This is a genomic window from Burkholderia sp. SIMBA_062 (assembly GCF_046534765.1).
Taxonomy (GTDB): domain Bacteria; phylum Pseudomonadota; class Gammaproteobacteria; order Burkholderiales; family Burkholderiaceae; genus Burkholderia; species Burkholderia ambifaria.
Window position 1 is genome coordinate 1 of sequence record NZ_JAWRYD010000465.1, and the last position, 250, is coordinate 250.

Sequence of the window (250 nt, forward strand, 5' to 3'; positions counted from 1 at the left end):
GCGAGCGCTTCGGCGGACAATGCGGTCGCAATGGGGCAAGGCGCGAAAGGCACCTCGAACAGGTCGATTGCAATTGGTCAGATCGCCATTGCGCAAGGCACGAACAGCATTGCACTGGGTTACAAGGCCACGACCAGCGTGGGCGGCACCGCGGACGGCAATATCGCACTCGGCGAAAACGCATTGATCAACAATACCGGTAGCGGTGCCATCGCGATCGGCCGCAACGCGTACGTCGAAGCGACGCTCG

Annotated in this window: 1 pseudogene; it reads left to right on the forward strand. The window is 61.6% G+C overall.

Annotated elements, in window-relative coordinates:
- A pseudogene (locus tag SB786_RS37080) lies at positions 1-250 on the forward strand (hypothetical protein); the annotation flags it as partial.